This is a genomic window from Stenotrophomonas sp. YJH_SMC_81 (genome assembly GCF_059370875.1).
Genome location: NZ_JCAFUB010000002.1, coordinates 196,215 through 222,953, shown reverse-complemented (window position 1 = coordinate 222,953; position 26,739 = coordinate 196,215). Strand labels below are relative to the sequence as shown.

General features: G+C 67.3%; 25 protein-coding genes. 15 read left to right on the top strand and 10 right to left on the bottom strand.

Annotation, left to right across the window (positions count from 1 at the left end; all coding sequences use genetic code 11):
• Positions 1–83: 83 nt before the first annotated feature.
• Both groL and AC5P8U_RS04600 read right to left on the bottom strand, forming a co-directional pair.
• Entirely contained in the window at positions 84–1,733 is a 1,650-nt protein-coding gene (gene groL / locus AC5P8U_RS04605) for a chaperonin GroEL (RefSeq protein WP_005411226.1), read from the bottom strand.
• A gap of 81 nt (positions 1,734–1,814) precedes the next feature.
• Positions 1,815–2,102 carry a co-chaperone GroES gene (locus tag AC5P8U_RS04600; RefSeq protein WP_005411227.1) on the bottom strand — a complete coding sequence of 96 codons (288 nt, stop codon included), beginning with the start codon at positions 2,100–2,102 and terminating at the stop codon, positions 1,815–1,817.
• A 311-nt stretch (positions 2,103–2,413) separates the two neighbouring features.
• Here AC5P8U_RS04600 and AC5P8U_RS04595 point away from each other — a divergent pair, with 311 nt between their 5' ends.
• The 5 genes from AC5P8U_RS04595 to AC5P8U_RS04575 all read left to right on the top strand — a co-directional run bounded on the left by AC5P8U_RS04595 (position 2,414) and on the right by AC5P8U_RS04575 (position 10,789).
• A complete protein-coding gene (locus AC5P8U_RS04595) occupies positions 2,414–4,204 on the top strand; it encodes an endonuclease (RefSeq protein WP_065196843.1) in 1,791 nt (596 codons plus the stop codon).
• Between the two features lie 68 nt (positions 4,205–4,272).
• Complete coding sequence (gene cutA / locus AC5P8U_RS04590) at positions 4,273–4,611, top strand: divalent-cation tolerance protein CutA (protein ID WP_065196842.1); 339 nt, start codon at positions 4,273–4,275, stop codon at positions 4,609–4,611.
• Positions 4,608–6,989 carry a protein-disulfide reductase DsbD family protein gene (locus AC5P8U_RS04585; protein ID WP_072167278.1) on the top strand — a complete coding sequence of 794 codons (2,382 nt, stop codon included), beginning with the start codon at positions 4,608–4,610 and terminating at the stop codon, positions 6,987–6,989. The genes cutA and AC5P8U_RS04585 overlap by 4 nt, the downstream gene beginning before the upstream one ends.
• Positions 6,986–7,549, top strand: coding sequence for a TlpA family protein disulfide reductase (locus AC5P8U_RS04580; RefSeq protein WP_111007871.1), 564 nt, complete (start codon positions 6,986–6,988; stop codon positions 7,547–7,549). The genes AC5P8U_RS04585 and AC5P8U_RS04580 overlap by 4 nt, the downstream gene beginning before the upstream one ends.
• A 717-nt stretch (positions 7,550–8,266) precedes the next feature.
• Positions 8,267–10,789, top strand: coding sequence for a PepSY domain-containing protein (locus AC5P8U_RS04575; RefSeq protein ID WP_495213942.1), 2,523 nt, complete (start codon positions 8,267–8,269; stop codon positions 10,787–10,789).
• A gap of 44 nt (positions 10,790–10,833) precedes the next feature.
• Here the strand turns inward: AC5P8U_RS04575 and AC5P8U_RS04570 are convergent, their stop codons facing one another.
• Positions 10,834–13,422: a methyl-accepting chemotaxis protein gene (locus AC5P8U_RS04570; RefSeq protein WP_111008100.1), complete on the bottom strand. Its 2,589-nt coding sequence runs from the start codon at positions 13,420–13,422 to the stop codon at positions 10,834–10,836.
• A gap of 207 nt (positions 13,423–13,629) precedes the next feature.
• Here AC5P8U_RS04570 and AC5P8U_RS04565 point away from each other — a divergent pair, with 207 nt between their 5' ends.
• The 3 genes from AC5P8U_RS04565 (at position 13,630) to AC5P8U_RS04555 (ending at position 16,238) form a co-directional block, all read left to right on the top strand.
• A complete protein-coding gene (locus AC5P8U_RS04565; RefSeq protein ID WP_188240571.1) occupies positions 13,630–14,355 on the top strand; it encodes a hypothetical protein in 726 nt (241 codons plus the stop codon).
• 54 nt (positions 14,356–14,409) lie between these two features.
• Positions 14,410–15,249, top strand: coding sequence for an arylamine N-acetyltransferase family protein (locus AC5P8U_RS04560; protein WP_072167282.1), 840 nt, complete (start codon positions 14,410–14,412; stop codon positions 15,247–15,249).
• A 272-nt stretch (positions 15,250–15,521) separates the two neighbouring features.
• On the top strand, positions 15,522–16,238 hold the full coding sequence (locus tag AC5P8U_RS04555) for an ABC transporter substrate-binding protein (RefSeq protein WP_061478210.1): 717 nt from the start codon (positions 15,522–15,524) through the stop codon (positions 16,236–16,238).
• Here the strand turns inward: AC5P8U_RS04555 and AC5P8U_RS04550 are convergent.
• Positions 16,222–17,133, bottom strand: coding sequence for a LysR substrate-binding domain-containing protein (locus AC5P8U_RS04550; RefSeq protein ID WP_032954576.1), 912 nt, complete (start codon positions 17,131–17,133; stop codon positions 16,222–16,224). The two genes, AC5P8U_RS04555 and AC5P8U_RS04550, sit on opposite strands and share 17 nt — an antisense overlap.
• 98 nt (positions 17,134–17,231) lie before the next feature.
• Between AC5P8U_RS04550 and AC5P8U_RS04545 the strand changes: the two genes are divergently transcribed.
• A complete protein-coding gene (locus tag AC5P8U_RS04545) occupies positions 17,232–17,375 on the top strand; it encodes a hypothetical protein (RefSeq protein ID WP_172412150.1) in 144 nt (47 codons plus the stop codon).
• Between the two features lie 7 nt (positions 17,376–17,382).
• On the opposite strand, the gene AC5P8U_RS04540 is transcribed toward AC5P8U_RS04545, so the two are convergent.
• On the bottom strand, positions 17,383–17,949 hold the full coding sequence (locus AC5P8U_RS04540) for a GIY-YIG nuclease family protein (RefSeq protein WP_164230137.1): 567 nt from the start codon (positions 17,947–17,949) through the stop codon (positions 17,383–17,385).
• A gap of 133 nt (positions 17,950–18,082) precedes the next feature.
• On the opposite strand from AC5P8U_RS04540, the gene AC5P8U_RS04535 reads away from it, so the two are divergent.
• Positions 18,083–18,865, top strand: a complete 783-nt coding sequence (locus AC5P8U_RS04535; RefSeq protein ID WP_494534409.1) for a D-alanyl-D-alanine carboxypeptidase family protein — start codon at positions 18,083–18,085, stop codon at positions 18,863–18,865.
• A gap of 13 nt (positions 18,866–18,878) precedes the next feature.
• Here AC5P8U_RS04535 and AC5P8U_RS04530 read toward each other — a convergent pair whose 3' ends face one another.
• Together AC5P8U_RS04530 and AC5P8U_RS04525 are read right to left on the bottom strand one after the other, a co-directional pair.
• A complete protein-coding gene (locus AC5P8U_RS04530) occupies positions 18,879–19,472 on the bottom strand; it encodes a TetR/AcrR family transcriptional regulator (protein ID WP_065178823.1) in 594 nt (197 codons plus the stop codon).
• Between the two features lie 16 nt (positions 19,473–19,488).
• Entirely contained in the window at positions 19,489–20,085 is a 597-nt protein-coding gene (locus AC5P8U_RS04525; protein ID WP_072167285.1) for an NAD(P)H-dependent oxidoreductase, read from the bottom strand.
• A gap of 125 nt (positions 20,086–20,210) precedes the next feature.
• Here AC5P8U_RS04525 and AC5P8U_RS04520 point away from each other — a divergent pair, with 125 nt between their 5' ends.
• The gene (locus AC5P8U_RS04520; RefSeq protein WP_151355412.1) at positions 20,211–20,744 is read left to right on the top strand and encodes a hypothetical protein; all 534 of its coding nucleotides are present in this window, start codon (positions 20,211–20,213) and stop codon (positions 20,742–20,744) included.
• Positions 20,745–20,777: 33 nt separating this feature from the next.
• Here AC5P8U_RS04520 and AC5P8U_RS04515 read toward each other — a convergent pair whose 3' ends face one another.
• Positions 20,778–21,605, bottom strand: a complete 828-nt coding sequence (locus AC5P8U_RS04515; RefSeq protein WP_072167287.1) for an isocitrate lyase/PEP mutase family protein — start codon at positions 21,603–21,605, stop codon at positions 20,778–20,780.
• A 165-nt stretch (positions 21,606–21,770) separates the two neighbouring features.
• Here AC5P8U_RS04515 and AC5P8U_RS04510 point away from each other — a divergent pair, with 165 nt between their 5' ends.
• From AC5P8U_RS04510 to accC, 4 genes are all read left to right on the top strand, one after another.
• Positions 21,771–22,499 carry a DOPA 4,5-dioxygenase family protein gene (locus AC5P8U_RS04510; protein ID WP_111008097.1) on the top strand — a complete coding sequence of 243 codons (729 nt, stop codon included), beginning with the start codon at positions 21,771–21,773 and terminating at the stop codon, positions 22,497–22,499.
• Positions 22,500–22,790: 291 nt separating this feature from the next.
• Positions 22,791–23,234, top strand: coding sequence for a type II 3-dehydroquinate dehydratase (aroQ, locus tag AC5P8U_RS04505; protein ID WP_053498267.1), 444 nt, complete (start codon positions 22,791–22,793; stop codon positions 23,232–23,234).
• Positions 23,235–23,293: 59 nt separating this feature from the next.
• Positions 23,294–23,773: an acetyl-CoA carboxylase biotin carboxyl carrier protein gene (gene accB, locus AC5P8U_RS04500; RefSeq protein ID WP_019660824.1), complete on the top strand. Its 480-nt coding sequence runs from the start codon at positions 23,294–23,296 to the stop codon at positions 23,771–23,773.
• Between the two features lie 10 nt (positions 23,774–23,783).
• Positions 23,784–25,151: an acetyl-CoA carboxylase biotin carboxylase subunit gene (gene accC / locus AC5P8U_RS04495; protein WP_065178826.1), complete on the top strand. Its 1,368-nt coding sequence runs from the start codon at positions 23,784–23,786 to the stop codon at positions 25,149–25,151.
• Positions 25,152–25,284: 133 nt separating this feature from the next.
• Here the strand turns inward: accC and AC5P8U_RS04490 are convergent, their stop codons facing one another.
• The gene (locus AC5P8U_RS04490) at positions 25,285–25,659 is read right to left on the bottom strand and encodes a hypothetical protein (RefSeq protein ID WP_072167288.1); all 375 of its coding nucleotides are present in this window, start codon (positions 25,657–25,659) and stop codon (positions 25,285–25,287) included.
• Positions 25,656–26,621, bottom strand: coding sequence for a hypothetical protein (locus AC5P8U_RS04485; protein WP_072167289.1), 966 nt, complete (start codon positions 26,619–26,621; stop codon positions 25,656–25,658). Before AC5P8U_RS04485 ends, AC5P8U_RS04490 begins: the two co-directional genes overlap by 4 nt.
• Positions 26,622–26,739 lie beyond the last annotated feature (118 nt).

The window sequence follows — 26,739 nt, the reverse complement described above, 5'->3', positions numbered from 1 at the left end:
CCGCCTTGCGGCGGGGTTCTTCTTTACATCACATCGGGAAGGCGTGCCGACCGAGGCCGGCAACGACCGCCGGAGGCGTGGACTTAGAAGTCCATGCCGCCCATGCCGCCCATGCCACCCATGCCACCAGCGCCGCCCATGGCCGGCTCGTCCTTCTTCGGAGCTTCGGCAACCATGGCTTCGGTGGTGATCATCAGGCCGGCGATCGAGGCCGCGTTCTGCAGGGCCGAACGGGTCACCTTGGTCGGGTCCAGGATGCCGAACTGCAGCATGTCGCCGAACTCGCCGGTGGCCGCGTTGTAGCCGAAGCTGCCGGTGCCTTCCTTGACCTTGTTGATGATGACCGACGGCTCGTCGCCAGCGTTGGCCACGATCTCGCGCAGCGGGGCTTCCATCGCACGCAGGGCAATCTGGATGCCGTGGTTCTGGTCTTCGTTGGCACCCTTCAGGCCGGCCAGCGCGGTGATCGCGCGGACCAGGGCAACGCCGCCGCCCGGGACCACGCCTTCTTCAACGGCTGCACGGGTGGCGTGCAGGGCGTCGTCGACGCGATCCTTCTTTTCCTTCATTTCGATTTCGGTCGAGGCGCCGACCTTGATCACCGCAACGCCGCCGGCCAGCTTGGCCACGCGTTCCTGCAGCTTCTCGCGATCGTAATCCGAGGAGGTGTCCTGGATCTGGGTCTTGATCTGCGCCACGCGTGCATCAACGTTGGCCTTGTCGCCGACGCCGTCGATGATGGTGGTGTTCTCCTTGGAGACCTGCACCTTCTTGGCGCGGCCCAGGTCCTTGATGGTGGCCTTTTCCAGCGACAGGCCGACTTCTTCGGAGATCACGGTGCCGCCGGTCAGCACGGCCATGTCTTCCAGCATCGCCTTGCGACGGTCGCCGAAGCCCGGGGCCTTGACGGCCACGACCTTGACGATGCCACGGATGGTGTTGACCACCAGGGTCGCCAGCGCTTCGCCTTCAACTTCCTCGGCCACGATCAGCAGCGGCTTGCCGGCCTTGGCGACGCCTTCCAGCACCGGCAGCAGGTCACGGACGTTGGAGATCTTCTTGTCGTGCAGCAGGATGAACGGGTCATCCAGGTCAGCGGTCTGCGACTGCTGGTTGTTGATGAAGTACGGCGACAGGTAGCCGCGGTCGAACTGCATGCCCTTGACCACGTCCAGCTCGTTGTCCAGGCCCGAGCCTTCTTCAACGGTGATGACGCCTTCCTTGCCGACTTCCTTCATCGCGTCAGCGATGATCTGGCCGATCGACTCATCCGAGTTGGCCGAGATGGTACCGACCTGGGCAATCGCCTTGTCGTCGGCGGTCGGCTTGGAGATGTTCTTCAGCTCGGCGACGGCAGCCGAAACGGCCTTGTCGATACCGCGCTTGAGGTCCATCGGATTCATGCCGGCGGCAACGGCCTTGGCGCCTTCGCGGATCAGGGCCTGGGCCAGCACGGTGGCGGTGGTGGTGCCGTCGCCGGCATCGTCGTTGGTGCGCGACGCGACTTCCTTCACCATCTGCGCGCCCATGTTCTCGAACTTGTCAGCCAGTTCGATTTCCTTGGCGACGGAGACGCCGTCCTTGGTGATGGTCGGGGCGCCGAAGCTCTTTTCCAGCACGACGTTGCGGCCCTTCGGGCCCAGGGTGGCCTTGACGGCATTGGCGAGAACATTGACGCCGCGCACCATGCGCGAACGGGCGTCTTCACCGAAACGAATATCCTTGGCAGCCATTGCATTTACCTCATTGGTAGCGCCGGACGAGGCCCGGCGGCTGGGAGTTTGGGATCAGGTTGAAACAGGTCGCGCCGAAGCTCAGCCGATGACGGCGAGCACGTCGTCTTCGCGCAGGACCTTGTATTCGACGCCTTCGCTCTTGTACGAGCTGCCGGCGTACTGGCCGTAGATGACCTTGTCGCCGACCTTCAGCGACGGCGCGCGCACGTTGCCGTTGTCCAGCGGCTTGCCCGGGCCGACGGCCACGACCTCACCCTTGGTGGACTTTTCCTTGGCCGAGTCGGGGATGACGATGCCACCGGCGGAGATTTCGTCGGCTTCGATCGGCTTGACCACAACGCGGTCGTGCAGCGGCTTGATGCTCATAGGAGACCTCTTAAGTGATTGATTGGTCTAAAAAAGTCCGGCGATGTTAGCACTCACCCCAGGCGAGTGCCAGAACCGCACGTGAAGAAACCCGACAACGTCGGGAGCAGGGCAGAGATGGAGCCCTGCCGCCCCCTTTCAAGGGCGGAATGAAAAAATTTTTTCGCCCGCGCGCCTCGGCCAGGGCGTCGGTCCAGATCAATTTCGGTGACAAGCGTCGCACTGTCAGATATCTGACGTTCATTTACGACAAAGTGTCACTGGATCGGCCTTAGGCTCGGTCAGGCATTCCCAATCACAAGGAGTAGTCGATGCGATTGCTGTCCCCGCTTGCCGCCGCCTGCCTGCTGGCGCTGGCCGCTGCGCCGGTCCAGGCCGAGGTCTTCATCAATGAACTGCACTACGACGACAGCACCGCCGCCGGTGACGTCGGCGAAGCGATCGAGGTCGTAGCCACTGCCGGTGAGGACCTGTCCGGCTACCGCCTGTACCTCTACAACGGCAGCAACCCGTCGGCCGCCACCGTCTACGCCAACAATCCGGTCCCGGCCGGCACCGCCGCCGGCTGCGGCAGCGCCACCATCGCCGTGGTCAACTATCCGACCAACGGCCTCCAGAATGGTCCGAACGACGGCATCGCCCTGGTCGATGCCAGCGGCAAGGTGGTCCAGTTCCTCAGCTACGAGGGCGCCATCACCGCCTCCGGTGGCCCTGCCGCGGGCATGACCAGCCAGAACATCCCGGTGGCCGAAAGCAACAGCACCGCGCCGGGCACCTCGCTGCAGCTGACCGGCAGCGGCAGCCAGTACGCCCACTTCACCTGGGCCGAATCGGCCGGCCAGACGTTCGGCAGCTGCAACAACGGCCAGACCTTCAGCGGCGGCGGCACGCCAGGCCCTAACACGCCGCCGTCAGTCTCCACCACCACCCCGGCGCAGGGCAGCAGCACCTTCCCGGCTGCCGCCGACCTGGAAGTGGTGTTCAGCGAGACGGTGAACCTGGCCAGTGGCGCCTTCGCCCTGAGCTGCGGCACCTCCGGCACCGTGCCGCTGACCTTCCCGGCCAGCGGCCGCAGCGTGAAGCTGTCCACCAACACCGCGCTGGTGGCCGGTGAAGCCTGCCGCTTCGACATCCGCGCTGCGCGCATCACCGACCTGCAGGGCGCGCATCCGGCCGCCGACAGCCGCATCGCCTTCACCGTGGCCAGCACCGGCGGCAATCCGGACCCGGGCAACCCGGGCGTGCCGGCCGGCTACTACTCCAGGGTCAACACCAGCAGCCCCAGCCAGCTGCGCTGCTCGCTGCACGCCACCATCAAGGGCCATACCGCCTACCCGTACAGCGGCTCGGGCACCAGCACCTGGACCATCCTGGAAATCGCCGACGAGGATCCGAACAACCCGAACCGCATCCTCGATGCGTACCGCAACCGCAGCTACGCCAAGGTCAGTGATCGTGCGGGCACCGGCAGCGGCCTGACCTACAACCGCGAGCACACTTGGCCGAACTCGCTGGGCTTTGCCACCACCACCGGTGACAAGGGCCTGCCCTACGCGCCGTACACCGACACCCACATGCTGTACCTGACCGACGCGCAGTGGAACGCCGACCGTGGCAACAAGCCGTTCGCCAAGTGCGATGCCAGCTGCGGCGAGCGTGCCACCGAAGCCAACAATGGGCAGGGCGGCGGCAGCGGTGGCTACCCGGGCAATTCCAACTGGGTGCGCACGCCGGACGGCAACACCGGCACCTTCGAGGTGTGGGGCAAGCGCAAGGGCGACATGGCGCGTGCGGTGATGTACATGGCGATCCGCTATGAGGGCGGCAAGGATGCGGCCACCGGTCAGTCCGAGCCGGACCTGGAGCTGACCGACGACCGCAGCAAGATCGTCAAGACCAGCAGTTCGCCGGCCTACATGGGCCTGCTGTCGACGCTGATCGACTGGCACCTGTCCGATCCGCCGGATGATGCCGAGCGTGCCCGCAATGACGTGGTCTACAGCTTCCAGGGCAATCGCAACCCGTTCATCGACCACCCCGAGTGGGCGACCCCGGCCCTGTTCACCTCGGCCAAGCCAGCCACCTGCCAGCTGGCCAACTGACCGCGCAACGCAGCGGTCCACTGCCGCCGCCGGGCCCTGACCCGGCGGCGGCCCTATACTCGGCGGTCATGCCGATCGTCGATCCCGTCCTGCTGCTGTTGACCACCTGCCCGGACCGGGCCAGTGCAGAGCGCATTGCGCACGCGCTGGTCGGCGAGCGCCTGGCCGCGTGCGTGACCCGCCTTGATGGCGCGCAGTCCACCTACCGCTGGCAGGGCGAGGTGACCACCGATGCCGAGCTGCAGCTGCTGGTAAAGACCACCGCGAGCCGCATCGATGACGCAATCGCCCGGATCGTCGAACTGCATCCGTATGAACTCCCGGAGTGCATCGCGGTCGAAACCCGGGCCGGCCTGCCGGCGTATCTGGACTGGATCCGGGCACAGACCCGGGAGGACACTGATTGAAGACTCTGTTTGCGCGTGGCGCTGCCTTGTGCGCCCTGTTGTGGCTCTCGCTGCCCGCCTTGGCCCTGGATGAGAAGGACCTGCTGCCGGTGGACCAGGCGTTCGCGCTGACCGCCACGGCCCCCGAACGGGGCCAGGTGCAACTGCAGTTCAAGATCGCACCGGGCTACTACCTGTATCGCCACCGCACCAGCGTCAAGGCGGATCCGGCATTCAATGCCGGCACGCTGCAGATGCCCAAGGGTGACAGGCACCACGATGATTTCTTCGGCGAGGTCGAAACCTATCGGGAGCGCCTGCAGGCCACCCTGCCCGGCACGCCGACGGACGCCGCCGGCACCATCAGCCTGGAAGTCCGCTACCAGGGCTGCGCCGATGCCGGCGTCTGCTACCCGCCGCAGAAGCGCGTGGTGCAGGTCACCCTGCCGGGTGCCGGTGCGGCGGCCGCGGTGCCTGCCGCGCGTACCGGTGCCGCCAGTCCGTTCAACAACCCGCTGGCCGGTGCCGGCAACAGCGGTGGCCTGCGCCTGCCGGGCGCGGCCAACAACAGCCAGGCGCTGCCGCTGCCGTCGGAACAGGCGTTCGGCTTCGATGCCATCGCCAGCGACGGCAACACCCTGCTGCTGCGCTTCAGCCCGGCACCCGGCTACTACCTGTACCGCGACCGCACTTCGCTGAAGCTGGAAGGCAGCGCCGGCGTGCTCGCCGACAAGCCGCGCTGGCCGGCCGCGCAGTCGCATCGCGACGAGCACTTCGGCGATGTCTCGGTGTACTTCAACCAGGTGGAAGTGCCGCTGCCGCTGCGCCGCACTGTTACTGATGCGGTCGACAGCACCCTGGTGGTGACCTTCCAGGGCTGCCAGACCGATGGTATCTGCTACCCGCCGATGACCCGTCGGGTGAAGCTGTCGATTCCGGCCGGCAAGCTCACCGCCGGCACCGGCCAGGCGCCAGTGCGCGAGGAAGCCGTCAATGCGCTGCACGCTGCCGGTGCGCCGCGTGAATCCGCCAATGGCGTACCGCTGCGCCTGCTGCCGACCGTACCCAACGACGGCAACGCCACTCCCGCCGCCACGGGCGGCCAGGGCGCAGGCAACGCGTTCGCCACCGACGCGCGTGGTGACAATGCGCTTCGCACGCGTCCGCCGGCGACCACCCCGAACCCGGACCGTTCGTTCGTCTGGGTGCTGCTGCTGGCGCTGGCCGGTGGACTGGTGCTGAACCTGATGCCCTGCGTGCTGCCGATCCTGTCGCTGAAGGTGCTGAGCCTGGCGCAGAGCGGCGAAAGCCCGCAGCGCGCCCGCAGCCACGCGCTCTGGTACACGTTGGGCGTGCTGGTCGCGTTCGCCGTGATCGGCGCATTGATGGTCAGCCTGCGCGCGATCGGCAACGCCGTCGGCATCGGCTTCCAGTTGCAGCACCCGGGCGTGGTGGCGGCACTGGCCTACATCATGTTCGCGGTGGGCCTGAGCCTGTCCGGCGTGTTCACCCTCGGCGGCGGCATCGGCAACCTTGGCCAGTCGCTGGCCAGCCGCAGCGGCCCGGCCGGTGACTTCTTCACCGGTGCGCTGGCCTGCGTGGTCGGCAGTGCCTGCGTCGGCCCGTTCATGGGCGGTGCGATCGCCTACGCCTTCATTGCCCCGCCGCTGAAGGCGATGACCGTGTTCCTGTTCCTCGGCCTGGGCCTGGCGCTGCCGTTCCTGCTGATCGGCTTCGTGCCAGCGCTGGCACGCCGCCTGCCCAAGCCCGGCCCGTGGATGGAAACGCTCAAGCACGTGCTGGCCTTCCCGATGTACGCCACTGCGCTGTGGCTGCTGTGGGTGCTGGGCAAGCAGCGCGGCGTGGACGGCATGGCGCTGGTGCTGGGTGGCCTGCTGCTGTTTGCGTTCGGCCTGTGGCTGTTTGAACGCAACCGCTGGACCGGCTCGCGTGCGGGGACCCTGCTCGGCGTGCTGCTGGCGATCGGTGCACTGGTTCCGGCCTGGGGCGTGACCCAGCTGGCACCGCCGGCGAGGGCCGCACAGGCCGCCAGCGACAACGTGGTCGAGTATTCGCCGCAGCTGCTGGACCGCCTGCGCGCCGACAACCGCGTGGTGTTCGTCAACATGACCGCCGACTGGTGCGTGAGCTGCAAGGCCAACGAACGTGCGGTGCTGTCACGGCCGGAGTTCAAGGAACTGCTCAAGCGCACCAATGCGGTGTACATGCGCGGTGACTACACCAACGTCGACCCGCAGATCACCACGTTCCTGGAAGAGCACAAGGCGGTGGGCGTACCGCTGTACGTGGTGTACGGCCCCGGCGCGCCGCCGACCGTGCTGCCGACCCTGCTGACCCAGGCGGTGGTCGAGGAAGCGCTGCTGCGCACCGCACGATGAAGTGGCAACGGCCAGCGCTGCTGTGGACAGCGGTGCTGGCCGCCGGCCTCGGCCTGTGGGCCGGGCACCGCCTGGCCCCCGGCCCATCATCACCTGCCGCGCCAGCGACGGCTTCCAGGGCGACGGCCATGAAGCCCACGCTGCAGGTGGGCGATCAGTTGCCCGCGCTGACACTGCCGGACCTGGCGGGACAGCCATTGGTCCTGCGCGATCGCTTTGCCGGCCGGCCGCTGCTGATCAACGTCTGGGCCAGCTGGTGTGCGCCCTGCGTGGAAGAGATGCCCGAACTGGCGCGCTTCGCCGGTGCCCAGGGCGACAACGGTGTGCAGGTGCTGGGTCTGGCGCTGGACACCACGGACGACGTGCGCGGTTTCCTGCAGCAGGTGCCAGTGGACTACCCGATCGTGATCGAGACACCGGGCCCGCGCGATGCCAGCGTGCAGCTCGGCAACGCGCAAGGCCTGCTGCCCTACAGCGTGTTGTTCGATGCGCAGGGGCGAATGGTAAAAGCGAAGCTGGGACCGTTCGCCCACGGCGAGATCGACAGCTGGGTGAAGTGAGGGTGTTTTTTGCAGGGCTTGCAGCCCTGCACCCGGCTCAATGCAACGCCAACAGCCAAAGCGGGCATTCCGCGGGTTGGCGGGGCGATGTCGGAGTGGGGGGACGCTGCATGTACGTCCCCGTAAGCTTGGCAGCCGCTTGCTCGTGTGCGCTGTCCTGCGCACACGTCAAGACCGGGGTTGGGCGTCCTGCCCAACCCGCCCGAGGCATGCCTCGGGCCCATGCGGCTGACACCCCGCACTCCGACACCGCCCCACCTCTGACAGATCTTCGCGGCTGTTGGTAGGTGTCGACCTTGGTCGACACATCTGTCAGATATCGATATTCAGAACGGAATCAGACCCCGTGCCGACCAACGGTCGGCACCCACCAAAGCAGAACGCCGTTCCGACAGATCGCAGGAAACTGTCGAAGGCGGGGTGGCTCCGGTTGAGGGGGTGTCCGCGGCATGGATGCCGTGACCAAGGCTACAGGGACGTACTTGCGCCGTCCCCCGCAACCGCCCCCCCCCGCCTCCTCACAGGAAACCCGCTGTTGCTTCGGCTGTTGCTTCTGAGGTTGCCGGCCAGCGGCCGGCACTACCGCGGGTGCCGGGTGCCGCCCGGCCGGTACCTCCAGCTTGACCGCAGCCGGGGCGCCACGGAGAATTACGCGACTAATTCTCATTTGCTGTTGCGCAGGATGCGGGCGGCAGCCTCCCGGGCCCCTCTCCTTCGATGTTCAAGAACGTCCTGTTCCAACTGCACTGGCTGCTGGGCATCACCGCAGGTGCCGTCCTGGCCGTGATGGGCCTCAGCGGCGCCGTGCTGTCCTTCGAGGACGAGCTGCTGCGCGCTGCCAATCCCGGCTTTGCCGAGATCGCCGAGCACCATGCCGACGGGCAGCCTCCCCTTGCACTCAGTGAACTGGTGCCGCTGCTGCAGGCCGGCAGCGAACGCCCCCTGCAACGCCTGCGTATCGATGCCACCGGACAGCGGCCGTCGGTCGCGCGCTTTGCCGGCGGCAAGGACCACTGGGTGTACTTCGACCCGTACAGCGGTGAGCGCTTCAGCGCCCTGCGCGGCCAGGCGTTCTTTGACTTCGTCGAGGACCTGCATCGCCACCTTGCCGCGGGCGAACGCGGCAAGTGGATCACCGGCAGCTGTGCCATCGCCCTGCTGTTCTTCACCCTGTCCGGCCTCTACCTGCGCTGGCCACGACGCTGGTGGCACTGGCGCAGCTGGCTGGCAGTGGAGTGGAAACGCAGCGGGCGCGGCTTCCTGTGGAGCCTGCACTCGGTAGTCGGCACCTGGGTGCTGCTGATCTACCTGATGAGTGCGCTGACCGGCCTGTGGTGGTCGTTCGACGGGTATCGCAGTGCGGCCAGCACGCTGCTGGGCGTCCCACCGGCGGCCAAGCACCAGGTTGCCACCGATGCGTCGCTGGACCTGCACCGCATTGAAGCCACGCTGTACGCGCTGCCGGGCGTGCGCGCCGGCTTCATTGACCTGCGCCTGCCGGAGAAGCCCGGGCAGGCGCTGAACGTGCGGGTGATGGCCGGTGATCCGTCGCAGCGCGGCGGCCACCACGATCGTGCGCATGACCTGCTGCAGCTCGATCCGGCCAGCGGTGCGGTTCTCGATGCCCGCCCGTACGCACGCCAGGGCGCGGGCGGACAGCTGGCCACCAGCGTGTTCGCGCTGCATTCGGGCAGCTACTTCGGTGTACCCGGGCGCGTGGTGGTGATGCTCAGCAGCCTGGGCATGAGCCTGTTCTTCATCACCGGCTGGATGCTGTACCTGGACCGCCGCCGCAGCCAGCGTGCCGCGCGCGGGCTGCGCCAGGCGCTACCGATGCCGGCCAGCGACGCCGGCAACGCAGCGTGGCTGGTGGTGCATGCCAGCCAGAGCGGACTGGGCGAACAGCTGGCGTGGCGCGCGGCGGCCCAGCTGCAGGCGGCCGGCCATGCGGTGCAGGTGCTGCCGCTGGCGCGCATCGATGCCGCGCTCCTGCTGCGTGCATCGAGCGCGCTGTTCGTGCTGAGCACCTTCGGCGACGGCGAGCCGCCCGATGCCGCCCGGCGCGCAGCGCGGCAGTTGCTTGCACAAGCGCTGGACCTTTCGGGCCTGCAGTTCGGCCTGCTCGCGCTGGGTGACCGCCAGTACCCGCACTACTGCGGCTTCGGCCGCCGGGTCGATGGCTGGTTGATCGGAAACGGCGCGCGTGCACTGTTCGAGCGCGTCGACGTCGATGCCGCCTCGGTCCCGGCGCTGCGCCGGTGGCAGCAGGAGCTGGGTGCGCTCACCGGCATCGTCACCGATGACAGCGTGCTGCCTGCGGCTACGCAGATGCATGAGTGGCGCCTGCTCGGCCGCGACCGCCTCAACCCTGGCAGCGTCGGCGGAGCCATCTGGCGTATCCGTCTTGCCGCACCGGCCGACGTGCAGTGGCAGGCGGGTGACATCCTGCACATCGCGCCCCGCCACAATGCCCAGCACGCCGGTGCCGTGTTGAAGGCGCATGGGCTGGATCCGCTGCAGCCCCTGCTGGTCGATGGCCATCCGCGCACGCTGCTGGCGCTGGCCAGTGAACGCGAGCTGCCCGAGGCCGATGCTGCGCTGGCGGTGCAGGATGCCTGCCTGTGGCTGGCCGAGCTGCCGCTGCTGCCCAGTCGCGAGTATTCGATCGCCTCCTGCACGGATGATGGCATGGTGGAGCTGGTGGTGCGGCTGGTGCATGACGCCTCCGGTCGAGCCGGGTTGGGCTCGGGCTGGCTGTCGTTGCATGCGCCGATCGATGCCGGCATCGTCGCCCGCGTGCATCGCAACCCCGGTTTCCATCGCGTCATTGGCGCGCCGATGGTGCTGATCGGCAACGGCACCGGCATCGCCGGGCTGCGCAGCCTGTTGCGCGAAGCCGTCCGTGCAGGCGAACACGGGCACTGGCTGTTGTTCGGCGAACGCCAGCGTGCACACGATTTCCTGTTCGCCGACGAGATCGAAGCGTGGCAGGCCGATGGCCATCTCGCCCGGGTGGACCTGGCGTTCTCGCGCGATGGCGACGGCGGTTATGTGCAGGATCGCCTGCAGGCGGCCACCGGAACGCTGCGCGACTGGATACAGCGCGGTGCGGTGATCCATGTCTGTGGGTCGTTGCAGGGCATGGCCGAGGGCGTGGACCAGGTGCTGCGAACCGCGCTGGGTGATGAAGCGGTGGAAACGCTGCTGGAAAACGGGCGCTACCGCCGCGACGTGTATTGATTCCTGCCGCCGAACGCTGGTGTGAGCCGAGCATGGGCTCGGCTCTACAGTGTTCCTGCAGCCGATGTAGCGCCGAGCCTACGCTCGGCTGACCAGGCCGCCGCGGCGCGCGCCTGCGGCATCGACTGCAACCGGAACGCGCCCACCGCGTCGGCCAGGGCACGCACCTGGACCTGCATCTGCGCCGTGGAGGCACCGGCCTCTTCCACCAGGCTGGCGTTGCGTTGGGTACTGGCTTCCATCTGCACGATGGTCTGGTTCACCTGTGCGATGCCGGCATGCTGGTCCTGCGACGCACTGCGGATACCCGCCAGCAGCTCGGCCAGCTGCTGCACGCTGCCGACGATCTCGCCCATCGTGATGCCGGCCTGTTCGGCCTGCTGGTTGCCCTGTCCCACACGCGCCACCGAATCCTCGATCAGGCCCTTGATCTGCTTGGCCGCCTCTGCGCTGCGTTGTGCAAGCAGGCGCACTTCCGCGGCCACCACGGCGAAACTGCGGCCCTGCTCACCGGCACGCGCCGCTTCCACCGCAGCATTCAGCGCCAGGATGTTGGTCTGGAAGGCGATGCCGTCGATCAGCTGGGTGATGTCGCCGATGCGGCGTGATGCCTCGCTGATGCCCTGCATGGTCGCCACCACCTGACCGACAGCCTCGCCGCCGCGCTGCGCCACCGCAGCCGCACCCTTGACCAGCGCGTCGGCACGGCCTGCGGCATCAGCATTGCGACCGACCGTATCGGTCAGTTCGTGCATGGAAGCGGCGGTCTCTTCCAGGTTCGCGGCCTGCTGCTCGGTGCGCTGTGACAGATCTTGATGACCGGCAACGATCTCGCCAACGCCGGTATCGATACTGGAGGTGGCGTGCTGGATGCGGGTGACGATGCGGCCCAGCTGAGCGACCGTCGCGTTGGCATCATCGCGCATGCGCGCGAACACGCCCTGCAGCTCACCCTCCATGCGCACACTGAGGTCACCACGGGCCAGCGCGGCCAGCAATGCCTGCAGGTCGCCGAGGTTGGTTTCAAACGTCGCCAGCAGGCGGTTGATGCTGGTCGACAACGTGCGCACGAAGCCCTGCTTGCCCTCCAGCGCGATGCGACCGTGCAGGTCGCCGTGTGCTGCAGCATCGACCAGCGCAGCGACCTCGGTTTCCAGCAGGGTCTCCAGCGCACGACTGCGCCATTCCACCGCTACGCCGAGGAATTGCCCTTCATCGATGACGGGGTTGGCAATCAGCTGGTAACGCGTGCCAGCATGGCCGATCTCGCGCTCTTCGCGCTGGCGCACGCCGGCCAGGCTGGCCAACGCCGGATGCAGGCGTACCGCGTCGCTGCCCACCAGCGCTTCGTTCCGCAGGTCAAGCAGCTGCAGCAGTGCCGGGTTGGCGTAGGCGACCTGCCCTTCCGCATCGATCACCATCAAACCGGTCTGCGCACTGTCCAATGCCTGGCGCACCCGGGTGTTGCCGCGCGCCACGGCACGCTCGGTCTCGATACGCGCGCGCAGGCGCTGCTGCATGTCGACCAGGCGCTGCGCCAGCTGGCCGATCTCGTCGTTGGCGTTGTAGACGCGCAGGGTGGTGTCCAGGCGGTCGTCGGCGATGTCGCTGGCGAAGTGCAGGGTGTCCTGGATCGGCTGGCGCACTGCACGCAGCACCAGCACGAGGCTGGTGATCAGCACACCGGCGACCAGCAGCACGGTCAATGCAAACAGCACGCTCATCGTGCGCGCACCAGCCTGCTGGCGGGTCTGGGCACGGGCCAGTGCCGCGGCTTGTGCCTGCTGGAATGCGGCCAGCGCAGGCGCTACGCCCGCAGCGGTATCCAGCAGCGACTGCGCTTCCACATCCAGGCCGACACGGGCAGCGGTATACCCCAGCAATGCGGTCTGATACGCCTCCATTCCGGTGCGCAGGGTGTCCTGCGCATCCGCGGGCAGGCCCGCCAGCGCGAGATCGAACGGCAGCTTTTCTTCGCTGGCGCGGTCGGCGTGGGTGGAATCACCGTCGAGCAGCAGCAGTGCCTCCTGCCGCCGCATCTTCTGCAGGGACAACGCCAGCGCATCCCGCTGCTGCGCATCCACCTGCCCCTGCAGCGTGTCTGCAGCCTGTTGCAGCTGCGCGGCGAGGCCGGCCTCACCACGGCCCATCTCGTCGACCCGTTCGAACAGGGCGGCAACACCCTGCGAGAACGCGCCTGCAGCTTCGGTCAGCGCCTGCAGGGCCTTGCGCCGGCCTGCATCCATCGGCATCGTGCGCAGCGCCCGCAGATCGTCCTGCAGCGCCTTTTGCGTGGCAAGCAGCTGCGCGCGGTCGGCATCATCGAAACTGCGTGCATACTGGATCTGCAGGCGGCGCGCTTCGGCCACCCGCGTGGCCAGGCGCGCGGCGAGGTCACTGCCGCGCTGGTAGCTGGCCTGGCTGCGCGCAGCCTGCGTGCTGGCATGCCCGGTCCAGGCGTAGACGGCTGCGATTGCGACCAGTCCCAGGCCACAGACCCACAAGGTCGCCTTGAGCTTGTTGGCTACGCTCAGCCGATGCGGTTGCAGCCACAGCAGCAGGCCGGAGGACGCCGGGCGCAGCGCCGCAAGCCGCGTGCGCAGGGACCGGAGGTGGGGGACAACGGCCGACATGACAGGCTCCAGGTAGAGGGACGCACCTGTATCGGCCGTATGCGAAGAAACTTTAGGTCCAATCTTCTTCCTCGCGGATCCGATCTCGCTTCTTGTACCGGCAACAAGCGACGATGCGATGACAGAGAACATCTCCATTTCTCATCTCCTGAGAATCCCGACTGATAGAACTACGTTTCACACAATTACCTCGGAGCAACTGCAGCCATGCTCATCAGCACGGTACTGAGTCAGATTCAGACGCTTGGCATCCCTGTCGGGATCGGTACTGTCATAGTGGTCCTCGCAACCATCGTGCGCTGGTTCTTCGGACCTCCTATGGACAGCTTCCACCGCTGGAGAGAGTCAAAGCATCGGGATCGCGAGTACTTGCTGAAGATCGCGGATCATTCAGAGGATGATCTGGAAGCAAGCTGGGTAAAGGAGTCCACATTGCAGGAGGCATTTCGAGGGCGCTATGGCCTCCTGGTCGGGCGCGAGGAGCGCCGGGCCTACTTCAGCCTCATGCGCTGCTACTCGCCAAGCATCAAATGGCGCCATATCAGGGGCATAAGTACACTGGCACGGCGCAGCATGGATGGCACCAGCATTGAATTTCACATGCCCAAGCGAGAGCGCCGCTGGCGATACGCTGCCGGTGCTACTGGCATGATCTTCTATCTGTTCGGCAGCATGCTTTGGGTTGAAGGCCTGCTTTCCGCCATGCATGGCTCTTGGGCGGGAATCGTTCTGGGGGTTCCGGTCGCAGTACTTGGCGCTTTCACAACGCGCGTATCCCTGTTCCCTCTGCAGAGCTACGATGCAATTGGGAAAGTTATCCAGCCTAACGAGCGTAATGAGTTTCTTTTGATCCCAATCCCCGAGGCAAAAAACCAGAGCCCCTCCTCTCTCAAGCCGGCATCAATTGACGCTATGCCGCGCCGCCGCGCTTGACCTCAACCCCGGTTGGGGGAGCACAGTGGACGTTCCTCCCCGCCCGGTGCCGCCATGACGACGCTCGATGTCCCCCGCTACCTGCAGCGCCTGCAGCTGGATGCACCGCCACCGCGGACGCTGGCCGGCCTGACCCTGCTGCAGCAGCGCCACAACGCAGTGCTGCCGTTCGAGACCCTCAGCTGCCTGCTGCGCGATGCGGTACCGATCGACCTGGACAGCGTGCAGCGCAAGCTGCTGGACGAGCGCCGTGGCGGGTACTGCTTCGAACTCAATGGGGGCCTGCTGTCGCTGCTGCAGGCGCTGGGCTTCGATGCGCAGCCATTGACCGCGCGCGTGCTGCTGGCTGCCCAGGACGGCGAACTGACCGCACGGACCCACCTGCTGCTGCGCGTGCAGGTGGACGGCGATGACTGGCTGGTGGATGCCGGTTTCGGCAGCCTGACCCCGACCGTGCCGCTGCGGCTGCATGATCCGCAGCCGCAGGCCACGCCGCACGAACGCTATCTGCTGCAGCGGCTGCCTGGCGAGGGGGATTTCGTGCTGTACGCCGAATCCGGTGACGGCTGGCGGGCGATGTACCGTTTCGACCTGCACGTGCCCGCACCGATCGACAACGTGGTGGGCAACTGGTACGTGTGCACCCATCCCGACTCCAGCTTCCCTGGCCAACTGCGCGCGTCGCTGACCGGGCCGGACTGGCGACGCACCATCGGCAGCGGCAACTACACCGAGTACCGCCCCGGCCAGGCACCGGACAAGCGTCCGCTGCACGATGTTGCCGACGTGCGCGACGTGCTGCAGCAACGCTTCGGCATGCAGTTGCCCGAAGACCCGCGGCTCGATCCGGCGATCAACGACTGGCTGCAGCGCTCACGCGCCGCGACCTTGTAGAGCCGAGCCCATGCCCGGCTGAGCTTGGGCGGCTGGGTCAACAGCAGCCGAGCATGGGCTCGGCTCTACGGAACCGTGCGCGCCTGCAACGCAATCCGGTTGCCTTCACTTTCGCAGATCTCGGCCACGCTCCAGGCTCACCTCCAAGTCCATGCCCACACCTGCGGCCTCGTCGGCAAACGGAAGGTAGGCCATCCTGCAGTCGTGCAGCATGACACTCCTTGCAGGGCAGCGCTGGCATGCTGGGTGCCCCTTTTCTCGCGGAGTCCTGCATGTCCCTGGCCGATCACCAAAGTGCGCTGGCACCGCAGGGCTTCCTGCGCGTGGCGATCAACCTGGGCAACCCGGTGCTGGCGCAGGGCGATGCGCACTCGCCGCGCGGACCGTCGGTGGAGCTGGCCGCGATATTGGCGCAGCGCCTGGGTGTGCAGGCACGCTTCACCTGTCACGATGCCGCAGCCTCGGTGGTCGCTGCGGCAGGCGAAGACGGCTGGGATCTGGCCTTCCTGGCCATCGATCCGGCACGTGCCGACCGCATCGCCTTCAGTGCTCCGTACGTGGAGATCGAAGGCACCTATCTGGTGCGCGAGGACAGTCCCGCGCAGCAGGTGACCGACCTCGACCGCGAGGGGCTGCGCATCGCGGTGGGCCGCGGTGCAGCCTACGATCTGTTTCTCAGCCGCGAACTGCGCCACGCCACGATCGAACGGGCCGAGACGTCGGCGGCTGCGATCACCCTGTTCGATCTGCAGCGCCTGGATGCCGCCGCCGGCGTGCGCCAGCCGCTGCAAGCATGGGCGCGGGCGCATCCCGGCCACCGCGTGCTGGCTGACCGTTTCACCGCGATCCAGCAGGCGGTGGCGGCGCCGGCATCCCGCCCCGCCGACGCGCTGCAGGCGCTGTTCGAAGAAGTGGAGGCGATCAAGGCCGGCTCGCTGCTGGAGGAGGCATTCGCGCGCGCCGGGCAGGCGGTCACGCTGGTGCGATGAGTGTAGCGTCCGCCATGTGCCGCACGTGTTCGGCAGCCTGCGCGTGCAGCCAGTCGCGGAAGGCAAGAAAGCCGCGGTGGCGGGCCGAACGCTGCGGGTAGACCAGCCAATGCGGCCAGGCGGTTTTCAGGCGCAGGTTGGACAGCGCAACCAGTTGGCCGGAATCCAGCAACAAGCGCGCCCGCGTCACCCGCCCCAGCGCCACGCCCACCCCGTCCAGCGCCGCACGGTGGTGTGCCTCCGAATCATCCAGCACCGCTACGAAGCGCGACGGCGGGGTCTGCCCGCTCAACGCGAACCAGGCCCCCCACGCGCCATCGGGGTCCCCCAGCAGTGGCCACTGGTTCAGTGGCACCCGGTCGATCCCTCCCATGCGTTCGATCAGCGCCGGGCTCGCCATTGGCAGCAGCCACTCGTCGAACAGCGGCTCAACCACCAGGCCCGGCCACTGCCCGCTGCCCAGCCGCAGCGCGGCGTCGAACTGGCGCTGCCGCTCGAAATCAATCAGGCGCTCACTCGACTGCAGGTTGATCTCGATCTGTGGGTGCTCAGCCACGAAATGCCCCAGGCGCGGCACCAGCCACGCCGACGCCATCGACGGCACCGCACTGATCGTCAGCACGTGCTCGGCGCGGGCCGCATAGGGCTGGAAGGCTTCGTTGATCGCATCCAGATGCGGGCCGACCTGGTCGAGCAGGCGCTGCCCCTCCAGGGTGAGGGCGACGCCACGCGGTTGGCGGACCAGCAGTGGCTGCCCGAGCCGCTCTTCCAGCTGGCGCATCTGATGGCTGAGCGCACTGACGGTCAGGTTCATCGATGCCGCTGCCCGTGACAGGTTGCCCAGCCGCGCGGCGGCCACGAAACCCTGCAGGGCATGAAGGGGCGGACGGGACATCAGGCTTGAATTCCTCTCAAGGCATGCTTGCGGAAATGTCGCTTTTTGCCCGCCCATGCTGCCCGTATCGTGCAATCCACTCAAGTGGAGGCACGCTCATGAACATCTTCGGCAGCCTGTTGTTCCTGCACGGCCATGTGGCCAACGCCGAGCTGGCACGCCAGCTGGCCAGCCCGTCCACCACCGCCCCTGCGTGCGCGGCGCAACCGGCCACGCCGGTTCAGCAGCCGGGGACCCGTTGAACGCGGCTCAACCTGTATACCAGCGTTGGACGTATTCAGGCAGCCAGGGCATTGGATCGATACCCAGTGCCCGGCAACCGTCGAGCGTGTCACGCAGCACGCCCTCACCGGGGCCACCGGGAATCCGCAGGCCTTCTTCTTCCGGAAGCTGCACCACGGCCCAGTCGTGCAGCCGGTCCATGCGCAGGCGCATCGCCGCCTGCAGCCATGCCTTCAGCGGGTAACAGCGATAGCCTTGTTCACCCAACGCAGCAATTGCGAGCGACAAGGCCTGGTTGGCACCACGTACCCATTCAGTACGACCCCCAGCCTTGTGCTGGATCGTCATCGGTGCCGGTGCGCGGTGCGCCTTGAACGGCGAACGCAGCTGCAGCTCCAGATCACGTGCATCACGCTCGCCCTCCGCTTCCACCAGCGCACCGGCATCGAGGTCGAAGAACTCGAACCAGCGCCGATGCAATGCGCTGATGCGTCCGAGCGGATCACGTGAAAAGCCGATCTTCGCGTAGTCCTCCCACGCACACGGGAAGACGTAGGTAAAGACACGACCGTCGATGCGGATATCCGATTGCATGTGCGCAGGCTGCCTCCACCTCAGCCCGGGCGCAACCGGGCGCTTCCGTGCACGCTGCAGCGCTCCGGCAGTGCGGCTTCGTGCAGCCGGCACGAACTATTCTTGCTGACTGTCGCTGCCATCTCCGCCCGCCATGCCGTCTGCTGCGCCCGCCCCCCTACCGATTTCGTCCATCACCCTGGAAGCGGCAACCTCTGCGGTGATTCACCAGCACAACGCTGAAACCGCGCGGCAACCGGCATCGCTGACCAAGCTGATGACCGCCTACGCCGCCTATGCGTGCGTCGAAGAGAACGGACGCTCGTGGGACGACCCGGTCACCATCGCCGCCGACGATGTGCATGCCGTGGCCGATGATGAAACGCGCATGGGCCTGGTGCCCGGCGAGGCAATCACCCTGGCGCGCCTGCTGGAAGGGTTGATGGTGGTGTCCGGCAATGACGCTGCATTGGCGATCGCGCGCCACCTGGACGGATCGCAGGCCGCATTCCTGGAACGCATGAACCGGCACGCACGCCAGCTCGGGCTGCGCAGCACCTGGTTTGCCAGCGTGTCCGGCATCACCACACCGCACCATGTCTCCAGCGCGCGCGACATGGCGGTGCTGGCCGCCCGCCTGTTGAACGATCATCCGCAGATCCTGGCGATCACCGCGCAGCGCGCGTTCGCCCATGGCAGCTTCAACCGCAGCAACCAGAACGCCCTGCTCGGCGAAGACGGCGTGGACGGCTTGAAGACCGGCTACACCCAGGCCGCAGGCTTCTGCCTGGCCGCCACCGCGTGCCGGCCAGTACCCGGGCGGGACCAGCCGGTACGGCTGATCACCGTGGTGTTGGGCTCTGCAAGCCGCGACGCGCGCGACGCACTGGTGCGCGACCAGTTGGCCGCGGGATTCGCCGCCCTGGCCGGCGGCTGACCGCGCGTGCGGCTCAGCGCCGCTTGACCGTCGCCACGATCAGCCGCTGCAGCTCGGCCACGGCACCGGCCTTGTCCAGCGCGCCGGCAGCCACACCCTCTGAAAGGGCTTCAGCCGCACCGAGGATGGCCCAGCGCCCGGCCAGCGACACCGTGCCGTCGGCCGCGAACGGGCCCAGCCAGACCTGGCAGTTGTCGATGAAATCCTGCTGGTAGCGCCGCCGCACCTCATGCAGTTCCGGCGCCCCCACCAGCGCGGCGAGGATGCCTTGCACTTCACTGCCCTGGCTGAGGACGCAGTCGATGTAGCCGGAGGCGATAGCCGCCGCCCGATCGACCAGTTGCGCCCGGGCGCGACCGATACGCTCGTGGAAGACCACGGTCTGGCGTCCGTCATAGTCATCGTAGAGCGCCGCCAGCAAGCCATTGCGGGTCACGAAGTGATCATAGGCCACAGGCTTGGTCACGCCCGCCGCTTCGGCCAGCCGCCCCAGCGTCAACGCTCCGGTACCTTCTTCGCGGACCAGTGCCCAGGCCACATCCAGCAACTGGCGGGTGCGTTGCTCCCGGGTCATTCGGCGGCGCGTGGGGGTGGCGTTGGCGGGCATCGGCGGAGCACGGCGATCAGCGCATCGGAACACCAATTTTACGGCCGATCGCCAGCGCGGTCTGCAGATGCGCTTCAGCGGCACCGGTATCGGCGTCCAACAGCAGGTGGGACGACAGCACGCGCGCGCCGCAATAGTCGAAGATGCCCATGTCGATCTGGGTCCTCATTGCCGCGTCGTAGCCACGACGTTCGACCATGGCTGCGTCGGCGCCGCCCAAGCCGACCAGATGCACATTCAGGCGCTGCAGCTTCTTCACCAGCCTGCCCTGCGCATCCTGTGCGTAGGCCCAGTCGTTGGTGAACACACGGTCGATCCAGCCTTTCAGCAGCGCCGGGAACGACCACCAGTACAACGGGAACACCAGCACCAGCGTATCGGTGGCATCCAGCCGCGCGTGCTCGGCAGCGACATCGGCCGGTACCGCGCCGGTGCTGCGGAACAACGCCTGGTCCTGCGGGTTGAAGCGCGGATCGAAGCCTTCGGCCATCAGGTCGGCATAGGCCACGGTGTTGCCGGTGTCGGCCGCGGCAATGGCATCACCGATGCGACGCGCCATCGCGTGGGTCAGCGAACCGGGCTCAGGGTGGGCGATGACAATGAGGCTGTGCATGGAGATCTCCAGGAATCGATACTTACTAATGGTAAGTAGCGATTCCGGGGAAACCAGCGCCACCGGTGGGACGCTGTTTTCGCGTCCAACGTATAGTGCAACGATGCCCTGTGGGACATCCGGACATGGATCGACGCCTGCCCCTGGCGATACTGACGCTGCTGCTGTCGCTGTTGCTGCCATCCGCCTTCGCGGGTGAACTCAGTCCCAGTGACGCGAAGGCCCTGCGCGAAGATGTGCGCGCCCTGATGACTGCCTACGCCCGCGGCGACGCGGACTTCCTCATCGAGCGTACGCATCCCAGCCTCAAGCGGCTGGCCGGCGGCGATGAGGCCTTCCAGGCGATCACCCGCGATGCGTTGAAGAAGCAGCACAGCGGCGGCGTGGTGGTCATCAGCGAGGACGTCGGTGTGCCGACCCGGACCTATGCGGCCGGGGAGGAAGAAGTCTGCTTCGTGCCACGCCAATCCCTGGTACGGGTGCGTGAAACCCCGATGCGCAGCACCACGTTCATGGTGGCCGTGCGCCGCATTGGCGGTTCCGGGTGGACATATCTGGACGGCACGGGGCTGCAGGACAATCCACGCCTGCTTCGCCAACTGCTGCCAGCGTTGGAACCCGGCGTGATCCTGCCCAAGCGGGAGATCGAGGCGTTGTAGTCGCCGGCCCTTCCCGCCATGCAGGGCGCGGGGCTACTGGAACAACGCGTTCAAGGCCGCCCCGGACGCCGCCTGCTGCAGGCCATCGAAGCGTCCGTCCTGCACGATCGGCTGGGTCGCCTGCATCAGTCCAGCCCACGCGGCACGCGCCAGCGCACCGCCCAGGCTGACCCGGCGAACGCCAAGTGCGGCGATGTCCTGCAGGCTCAGTGCTGTGGGGCCAGCGACCAGCAGGTTCACCGGCTTGGAGCCCGCGGCGGCGACCACCGCACTGATCTGCTCGCGCGTACTGATGCCCGGTGCATACAGCACATCGGCTCCGGCCTCGGCATAGGCACGCAGGCGCCGCAGGGTGTCCTGCAGATCCGGTACGCCCACGAAGAAGTTCTCCGCTCGCCCGACCAGCAGCACGTCGCCGCCCGCGCGGTCGATGGCCGCACGCGCCGCGCGCAATCGCTCGACCGCCTGCTCGATGGGCCTCAGTGGTGCATCGGCCAGGCCGCTGGCGTCCTCGATCGACAACGCCGCGATGCCGGTATCGAGCGCCGCGGTCACCGCCTCCTCCACCGCCTGTGGCGTAGCGCCGAAACCATCACCGAAGTCGGCATTCAATGGCAACGGGGTCGCCGCCGCCATCAGTCGCAGGTGCTCCAGCGTGGCCTGCAGCGATACCGCGCCGTCCGGCCGCCCCTCACTCCAGGCGCAGCCGGCACTGGTCGTGGCCAAGGCCTGGAAGCCCTGCCGTTGCAGATAGCGCGCACTGCCGACGTCCCACGGATTGGGCAGCACGAAGCATCCTGCTGCATGCAACTGGCGGAAGCTGGCGCGCTTGCGCAGGGTGTCGGCATCAGGCGAGGCCATGGCGGGCTCCGGGGCGGCAAACCTGCACCCTAGCCCGCCGTTCGGTCGCGCTCAAGGCGACGAAGGCAGCCGTGCATGAAGTGATGCCGGCTGCTTATTGGACGCCACCGGCAGCCGTGCCCGAGCGTGGACGCCTGCCCCCCCAATGCCGCCACGGAGCACCTCATGCACCCGGACCCGCAGCCCCTCATCGACCCGGGCGACGATGACGCCCACTGGGCCGACGTGCTTTCGCCCGCCCGCCGGCGCCTGATCGCGTCGGCCGGCCTGGCCGCCGGCGGCCTGGCCAGCGCGTCCACCGCCACCGCCGCCGCGCGCGTCGGCAGCGCCGTGAACACCACCGAACCCGGGCGACCCGGCTTCCGCGCCATGGTTCCGCCAGCGTCCAAGGGCCGCAGCCCCTGGGGCCAGGCCACGGCCAGCGAACCGACCCCGCGCCCGGCCAGCGTGCGCCCCGGCGAGGCCACGTTGCCCACCGCCCCGCGCGCCTACACCGACATCAAGAGCTACCACGCCCATATCTATTTCGATGAGGACAGCTTCGAGAAGGCAGCCCTGCTGCGGCGCTGGGCCGCCGAGCGCTTCCCGGTGGAGCTGGGCAACTGGAACCTGGAGCCGCGTGGCCCGCACGTCACCCCCTCTTTCTACTTCGGCTTCACCAACGACCTGCTGCCGGTGCTGGTGCCCTGGCTGCAGCTCAACAGCCTGGGGCTGACCATCCTGATCCACCCCAATACCGGCGACGGTCGCGCCGATCACCTGTACTACGCGTTGTGGGTGAACCGCGCTCAGCCGGTGAACGCCTACAACTGGCCGGCGCCGCAGCCGGGGGAACAGGAGCCGTTGGAGGAGGTATTCCCGAACGTGGTGCCGACGGTACCGTTGGAGACCTGAGCGATCAGCTGACAGGCAACTCCCTGGTAAGGGCACAGCGGCTGCGCCCTACGCCTCCTCATCCACGCAGGTGCGGCTCTGCCGATGAGCGGCCCGGGCGTGATCGTCGGCCTACGTGCTCGCAACCACCGCAAGCACGCCGTTCAGCGCGCCTTGATCCAGCGCCCGCCGTACGGCGACAAGCCCTGCAGCGAATTTCAAACGGACGATTGAAACGCTGCAAACTTCGCCGAACTGGACAGCATCCGCCGGTTCCGCCAGACTGCCGCCCTTTCCCGTCTTCCGGATCCCATGGCGAAGCTGCTGGTCCTGCACGGCCCCAACCTCAACCTGCTCGGCACCCGCGAGCCGGAGGTGTACGGCCACACCACGCTGGCCGACATCGACCAAGCCCTGGCCGCGCAGGCATCCGCTGCCGGGCACGCCGTGGAGAGCCTGCAGTCCAATGCCGAGCATGTGCTGGTCGACCGCGTGCAGGCTGTGCGCAACGACGGAACCGCTTTCATCCTGATCAACCCCGCCGCCTTCACCCACACCTCGGTGGCCCTGCGCGATGCGCTGGCAGCGGTGGCGGTGCCGTTCATCGAGATCCATCTGTCCAACCCGCATACCCGCGAACCCTTCCGCCAGCACAGCTACTTCAGTGACAAGGCGGTGGGCGTGGTGTGCGGCTTCGGTGCCGACAGCTACCGCTACGCGATGGACGCGGCGCTGCTGCGCGTATCCGCCACCTGATTGTCGACCCGGGCGCCCACGGCGCTCTCCTCACCTAGATAGAAACCAAAGAGGCCCTCATGGATCTGCGCAAAATCAAGAAGCTGATCGACCTGCTGGAAGAGTCGAACCTGGCTGAAATCGAAATCAAGGAAGGCGAAGAGTCGGTGCGCCTGTCGCGCGCTCCGGTCGCTGGTTATGCCGCGCCGGTCGCAGCTCCGGTGTACGCCGCCCCGGCGGCGCCGGCGGCGCAGGCGATGCCGATGCAGTCGCCGACCGAAGCGTCCACCGGCGGCACCGCCAAGCCGGGCCCGGCGCTGCCGGAAGGCCATGTGCTGCGCTCGCCGATGGTCGGCACGTTCTATGCCTCGTCCGCCCCGGACAAGCCGGCCTTCGTCACCGTGGGCCAGCAGGTCAAGGAAGGCGAAACCCTGGCCATCATCGAAGCGATGAAGATGTTCAACCCGATCGAAGCCGACACCTCCGGCACCATCGTCGCCATCCTCGGCGAGAACGGCCAGCCGGTGGAGTTCGACCAGCCGCTGTTCGTGATCGGCTGAGGGGCGCGCCATGCTCGACAAAGTCGTCATCGCCAACCGAGGGGAGATCGCGCTGCGCATTCTGCGCGCGTGCCACACCCTCGGCATCCGCACGGTGGCCGTGCATTCCACGGTCGACCGCAACCTCAAGCACGTGGCCATGGCCGACGAGTCGGTCTGCATCGGTCCGGCGCCGTCGCCGCAGAGCTACCTCAACATCCCGGCACTGATCGCCGCCGCTGAAGTCACCGACGCCCAGGCCATCCACCCGGGCTACGGCTTCCTGTCGGAGAACGCCGACTTCGCCGAGCGCGTGGAAGAGTCGGGCTTCATCTTCATCGGCCCCAAGGCTGACACCATCCGCATGATGGGTGACAAGGTCGAAGCCATCCGCGCGATGAAGGCCGCTGGCGTGCCGTGCGTGCCCGGCTCGGGCGGCCCGCTGGGCGACGACATCGTCGCCAACACCAAGATCGCCCGTGAGATCGGTTATCCGGTCATCATCAAGGCGGCCGGCGGCGGTGGTGGCCGTGGCATGCGCGTCGTGCACGCCGAAGCTTCGCTGAAGACCTCGATCGAAACCACCAAGAGCGAGGCCAAGGCCGCGTTCGGCAATGGCGAGGTCTACATGGAGAAGTTCCTGGAGAACCCGCGCCACGTGGAGATCCAGGTGCTGGCCGACGGCCAGGGCAACGCCATCCACCTCGGCGAACGCGACTGCTCGATGCAGCGCCGCCACCAGAAGGTGGTGGAAGAAGCACCGGCACCGGGCATCACCGCCGAACAGCGCGAGCAGATCGGCAAGGTGTGCGTGGAAGCCTGCATCCGCATCGGTTATCGCGGCGCCGGCACCTTCGAGTTCCTGTACGAGGACGGCCGCTTCTACTTCATCGAAATGAACACCCGCATCCAGGTGGAGCATCCGGTCACCGAAATGGTCACCGGCATCGACCTGGTGGCCGAGCAGCTGAAGATCGCCGCTGGCCAGAAGCTGTCGATCAAGCAGAGCGACGTGGTGCTGACCGGCCATGCCATCGAATGCCGCATCAACGCCGAAGACGCTGAGACCTTCGTGCCGAGCCCGGGCACCATCACCGGCTTCCATCCGCCGGGGGGCCCCGGCGTGCGCGTGGATACCCATATCTACAGTGGCTATCGCGTGCCGTCCAACTACGACTCGATGATCGGCAAGCTGATCGTGCACGGCCCGGACCGCGAAACCGCCATCGCCCGCATGCGGGTGGCGCTGAGCGAGATGGTGGTCGATGGCATCAAGACCAACATCGCCCTGCAGCAGCGGATCATGCGCGACAAGGGCTTCCAGGCCGGTGGACAGAACATCCACTACCTGGAAAAGCGCCTTGCCGAGCGCAAGAACAAGCCGATCGCGCTGACCTGATCGTCAGCCGATGCTGGACAAGGAAAGGGCGGGGATATCCCCGCCCTTTTCTGTTTTCCTTCCGGCAGCGCCGAGCCGTTCCCGGCTTGCGGGCGAGTGCAGCCGAGCATGGCTCGGCTCTACTGATGCTGCTTCAGCGCGCGTCCGCCGCCGTCGCCGGAATCTGCGAATTGGCCAGCGGCCGCACGCCATTGGGCGAGGCTGGATCGACGATCACCATGGTCTCGGTCGAGCCATCCGGCCACACTACCTGGAAGGTGCTGCCAGCCGGCAGTGAAGCGAACGGCATGCCCGTCTGCGCGCGATAGACCGCAGCGACCTGGCTGGCGCCGGCGCGGCGCACGTCTTCCTGCGCCTTCACCGTGGTCAGTTCCACCTTCGACAGATGCCGGTACCGATCCTCGTAGGTATCGATCATCAGCAGGCCGACCGCACCGGCAGAGTAGGCCACGAACAGCGCCACCCAGAACCAGAACTTGGCCCCATGCAGGAATCGACGGTAATTCATCGCCCGTCCCTCTTTCCAATCAATCGCTTGATCCATTCCTTCATTTTCCCAGCACCTTGCCGCGATACCGCAGCGTCATACACGAAATCCCGGAAATCCTGCGCTCCATCCTGCGAACAGATCCCTCCGTTCGCACAAAAACTGTTGACCAGCACGCTGTCCGCTCCACACGGTAGACCGAGTTCGCAGGCCGCAAGCCGCCATGCAAGCTCACTGAGCTGTTCGCCCGCCACCAGGCCGTCGAGTGCGCTGTCACCGGCGGCACGCACGCCCATGCCCGGCGCGATCGCCATATAGGCCTCCGGATCACGCGAAGTGCGCACGCGCTCGACCAGGTCGCGGCGGTACTCGGCACTGTCATGCAACGGCTCACCCTCGGCGAACAGCGATGCTTCTGCGGCCAGATTGCCCTGCGCGGCCGCCTTGCGGCGTTCGGCCAGCACCAGCGCAGCGCCCAGCTTGTCGCCCGGAACGAAGCCGCCACACCGCTGCGCCACGCGCTCGCGGGCCTCGATCATCGCCGGCGCCGCGGTCAGGCCCAACCCGCTCAACACGTTGTTGTCCAAGCGGTAGCCACCCGGATCGAGCGCGTACTGCGCGCAATAGTCATACACGCGGCTGAGCATCCAGCGCGCTTCATGGTTGCCGGTATCGGCCTGTACGCGCAGGCGCTGGGCGAAGGCATACAGATCGCTGGCGTCTTCGATGTCGGCGCGGAGGTCCAGCGGCAGGCCCGACGGCAGCGTGTTGCCGCGCTCGACGGTGGCCAGCCGGCGCGCCAGGGCTTCCGGCACCACCGGCAACGCCGCTCCGCTGTCGCGGCTGGGCACGACGGTCGGCAGGTCCGGCGACGGTGATGCCACGCCCGCCGCATGGCCGCTGGCCCGGTACCCGGCCACGCCCAGCACGGCCACCGCCGGCAGCACGAGCAACCAGGTTTTCAGGGTCGGGGCGAAGGCCATCGGCGGCGGTGAGCGTTCACGGCGCACAGGAAAGTGCCGAGTTTAGCAAGGCCCGGCAGGCCTGTCTGAACTGCCCCCGTTCATCTCAAGATGGCATCTCACGCGATACGGAGACGCT